The organism is Alphaproteobacteria bacterium, assembly GCA_037146715.1.
In the GTDB taxonomy this organism is placed as follows: Bacteria; Pseudomonadota; Alphaproteobacteria; order UBA7879; family UBA5542; genus JBAWWO01.
In genome coordinates this window covers 1-4,660 of record JBAWWO010000025.1, presented here as the reverse complement: position 1 = coordinate 4,660, position 4,660 = coordinate 1, and the positions used below count along the sequence as shown (strand labels likewise).

Genomic DNA, 4,660 nt, shown 5'->3' with positions numbered 1-4,660 from the left:
AAAAGTGAACGGGAAACTAATGAGCAACAACTCGTGATAAGTCTCAAATTTGACTTTATAGCCCAACTAGTATACCGTGAAGATACCAAAGTTTGATAATAAGTAGAAAAAAGTATGTATGTATGAGTATACTCTTGCTCTAATTGATCGGAGATAATAACATGGATTATACTAATTTTAATACTAAACAGCTGATGGCGAAATTAGATGAGCTTGAAATGCTTAACTCAAAGTTTCTGAGAGAAAAAGAACAGGCACAAAATCTTGATTTCGCTTGGTCTGGCAATTTGGGTCACTGGTACTGGAATATAAAAACAAATTCTGTTGAATGTAATAATTTGAAAATTACTACATTGGGTTATACCATGGCAGAAGTACCTTCTAGACTGACATATCAGTTTTTTACTGAAAAACTGCATCCTGATGACTACCAGAACACTATGAATGCAATGCTTTTGCACATGCAGGGAAAAGTTAATGCCTACGAGACTGAGTACAGAATTCAGGCAAAGGATAAGAGCTGGAAATGGTTTTATGATCGTGGGGTAATAACGCAAAGAGATTGTAATGGAAAGCCTGAATTCATATCCGGTATTGTCTTTGATATAACTGCCAGAAAAGAACATGAGCAGGAACTTACTGCTTTTAAGAACAATCTTGAAGTAATCATTCAACAAAAAACAGCGGAATTACTTATTGCAAATAAGGAACTTGTTTTTCAAAACGATGAGAAAGCAAAGCGTGCCGAGAATCTCGTTTTTGTCAACAAAGAGCTGAAGTTTCAAAGTAAAGAAAAAAATAAAAGAGCAGCAGAGCTAGCCATGGCAAATAAAGAACTCATATTTCTAACTAGAGAAAAGGAAGACCGAGCAGCGGAGCTAGTGATTGCCGATGAAGAGCTTGTGTTTCAAACTGGAGAGAAGGCAGACCGGGCAGCCGAGTTAATTATTGCTAATAAGGAACTAGTCTATCAAAATACTGAAAAAGAAAAGCGCGCAACCGAGTTGCTCATTGCCAACAAAGAACTGCTTCATCAAAAGAAAGAGATAGAAGAGTTTAACAAGCAATTGGAATCTCGCGTTATTGAAAGAACGACTCAACTTGAATCAGTGAACAAAGAGTTAGAATTGAGTGAAAAAAAATACAGCAGTTATATAGAAAATGCGCCTGACGGAGTTTTTATAGCTGATGAAATGGGACATTACCTAGAGGTCAACATTTCTGCCTCCGAGATAACTGGCTATAGTAAAAATGAACTTATTCGAATGAGTATAGGCGAGATAATACCTATAGAGTATCAAGAAGCTGGTATGAATCATTTTAAAAAATTATTGGAGACGGGTTCATCGAGTGGGGCAATGCAATATAAACACAAAGACGGTTCGACGCGATGGTGGACAGTAGATGCAGTAAAGCTCTCAGAGTATCGCGTTTTAGGATTTGCAAAAGACATTACTAATCAAAAAATTAATGAAGATGCACTTGCTGATCTTAGAAACAATCTTGAAGCAATCGTTCAACAAAAAACAGCGGAATTACTCATGGCAAATATTGATCTTGTGCAGGCTTACGATACTACTATCGAAGGTTGGTCGCGTGGGATGGACCTACGGGATAAAGAAACCGAAGGGCATAGTTTGCGTGTGACCGAAATGACCGTGCGCCTAGCGGAAAAATTTGGCATTGATAAGACGGCCTTGGTAAATGTACGGCGTGGGGCACTTTTACACGATATGGGTAAAATGGGCATTCCAGACAGCATCCTTCTAAAGCCCGGAAAACTTACCGACGAAGAATGGGTGATCATGCGGAAACACCCGCAGTTTGCTGTTGACATGCTTTCGTCTATTACCTATCTTCAATCTGCAATGGATATCCCATTCAGCCATCATGAAAAATGGGATGGGAGTGGGTATCCGCAAGGATTGAAAGAGAAATCGATTCCTTTGGCTGCCCGAATATTTGCCATCGTGGATGTGTGGGATGCCCTACGATCTGAACGTCCCTATCGGGAAGCATGGCTGGAAGAGAAAGTGATTGAACACATCAAAGCCGCTTCAGGCAGCCATTTTGACCCTGAAGTAGTCGAGATCTTTCTTAATATGGTTGATGAAAGAAACCCCAGAAGTCTTATGTGAAATATTGAACTTTTCCAATACGGTAATAGCGCAGGGCAATTAGCAAAATCAATTATTAAATGTATTAAGGAGTAATGTTTTAGCATAGTAAAGATAATCACTGAAAGGTGTCATACTTATTTTCAAAATAACACGTGAGCATGTATTCTCGACTATACTATAGTTTAATTAGCGAATGAAATTTAACGTTTTTCATATCAAGATTGTTATGAAGGATCTGAGAAGCGTAGGGATACCTTAATTGTGTCATATAAGAATGACTGCAAAATTGACTGCAGAGCCGATGATAATAGACCATAATGGATATAACTACATACCATTGACATGCTTCTTAAAGCAAGCTATTTCAACGTATGTATAATTAGATCGTACTACTTATAACTGCCATTGTTTTTAATTGACATGATGAATCGGGGGATTTTATCACCCTGCGCATTTTCTTCAGCTTCAGCTGAGTAGAAAAGGCGACAGCGTAGGGAACGAAGTGACTGGAGGTATTCTCCACCAATGCTTGAAAAGCTCCCGTAGGACTTTGTTGCTACGGATGCAAATTGCTTATCACGTATGAAAAATACGTTCTTCACAATTTCATCCTAGCGCCTCGCCCTAAGGGAGCTTTTCTATGCATTCCAATGAAAAGGATGGGAGGATTTTATCCCCCTGCGCATTTTCTTCAGCTTCAGCTGAGTAGAAAAGGCGACAGAGTAGGGAGAGCAGCGACTGGAGGTATTCTCCACCACAAAAACGTTCACAAACGTTAACGAATGTGCACAAAAGGTGCTGGGGAACCTATCATCAAGTGATTTGATCAGGCTTTTTTATAAGATATGAAGCTGTTAGACCTAGAAGAATCAGCGTTGCACCTATAATTCCCTGATAGCCTAATCGTTCATTGAGAATTATCCATCCTAAAACCGCTGCAACTAATGGATTTAGCGCACAAAAAATACCTGTTCGTTCAGATGAGGTATACCTTTGGGCTACAGGCTGAAGTGTGAATCCGAACCCCGTGCAGACAATAGCCAGCGCAATGATGATCGCCCATTCCTGTCCACTTGAGGGGAGGCGGGGTGTCTCAAAGAGGAATGCCGCAAAGAGGCTGAATAGACCCAGGAAACCAACCTGAAGCATACCCAGGATAAAAGGATCATCTTTGACGGCGAGTCGATCCGTCAATATAATTGCTGCAGCATATAACAGGGCAGCTAAAAGACATAACAGTTCGCCTTGGGTCAGGGATACAGTGTTTCCATGAAGGGTCAAAAGGCCAACGCCAAGCAATGTAACTGCGGAGCTGATATATACGGAAGCTGTAGGTAGTTTTTTACGTAGTATAGCTTCAAAAATCGGTACGAAAACAATGGCTGTGTTCTCAAGGAAAGCTGTCATAGATGAACTTGTTGTTTGAAGACCAAACAGCTCGGCGGTCATCACTGCAAAGAAGACCAGGCCTAATAACATACCGCGCAGAAGAGTCTGAATTTGCAAGTGAATAAATCTTTTCCAAAATATCATTACCAGCAAGGCAAATGCTAGGAGAAATCTAATCGCAAGAAGCGTGAAGGGTCCCATAGCTTCAAGACCTGTTTTCGTGAGTATATACGATGTGCTTCTTGCGATTATTAAAGCTGCGAGAAGCAATTCGGCATTCCTTCGAGTCATTATGTTCACCTTTCTTGAAGTGGTTTTCTTGACATAAATATAAAACTGATTTATCTTTGAGTAAAGAGAGATTAAATCACTACATATATGACATAATGTCAATGAAAGGATATAGCTATGGATACAGAAAAATGCAAAGTGCTTTTATGTGCCATTGAAACCGGAAGCTTTTCAGCAACAGCCGAGAAGCTTGGGTATACGCCATCTGGTATCAGCCGCATGATGGCGGCAATGGAAAGCGAAATGGGGTTTCCTCTGCTTTCGCGTAGTCGTATGGGAGTGACTCCCACGATGAATTGCGAAAAAATGCTACCTGTAATTCGAGAACTTGTTCGCCTGGGAGAGCAATTTGATCAAATGTCTGCTGAAATTTGCGGCCTCGTTACGGGTAAAGTTTCGATAGGGGTTTCGTATTACGCTTATTATCGATGGCTATTCAAACTGATAGTACTGTTCCGTGAAATCTATCCCAATATCGAAGTGAACATTCTTGAAGGCAACAGCAGTTCACTGAGCAGCGCAATGGATGAAGGCAGAGCTGATTTATGCATTATCAGCAGGCGCGAGGGTAATTTCAGGTGGATTACCTTACTTGAAGACCCTATGGTTGCGTGGGTACCAGAGACACATCCTCTGGCGGCGGCAGAAAAATTCCCGATTCACGCCTATGAAACAGAGCCATTCATAGACACTTTCCCTGGGCAGGATACAGATAACGCAAGAATACTAGCGAGAAATAATATCAAGCCCAATATTCGTTTTACAACTTCTGATAGTCTGGCGACTTATTATATGGTAGAAGCTGGACTTGGGATGAGTTTAAACAATTCTATAAATGGTAAAGATCTGAATGGGACTGT

At 40.6% G+C, this 4,660-nt stretch carries 3 protein-coding genes; 2 read left to right on the top strand and 1 reads right to left on the bottom strand.

Annotated features, from left to right (window positions below; all coding sequences use genetic code 11):
- The first annotated feature begins 161 nt into the window (after window positions 1-161).
- Window positions 162-2,138, top strand: a complete 1,977-nt coding sequence (locus WCG05_05610) for an HD domain-containing phosphohydrolase (GenBank protein MEI8321455.1) — start codon at window positions 162-164, stop codon at window positions 2,136-2,138.
- A 795-nt stretch (window positions 2,139-2,933) separates the two neighbouring features.
- Here the strand turns inward: WCG05_05610 and WCG05_05605 are convergent.
- The gene (locus tag WCG05_05605; protein MEI8321454.1) at window positions 2,934-3,800 is read right to left on the bottom strand and encodes an EamA family transporter; all 867 of its coding nucleotides are present in this window, start codon (window positions 3,798-3,800) and stop codon (window positions 2,934-2,936) included.
- A 117-nt stretch (window positions 3,801-3,917) separates the two neighbouring features.
- Here WCG05_05605 and WCG05_05600 point away from each other — a divergent pair.
- On the top strand, window positions 3,918-4,660 hold a 743-nt coding region (locus WCG05_05600), incomplete at its 3' end, for a LysR family transcriptional regulator (protein ID MEI8321453.1).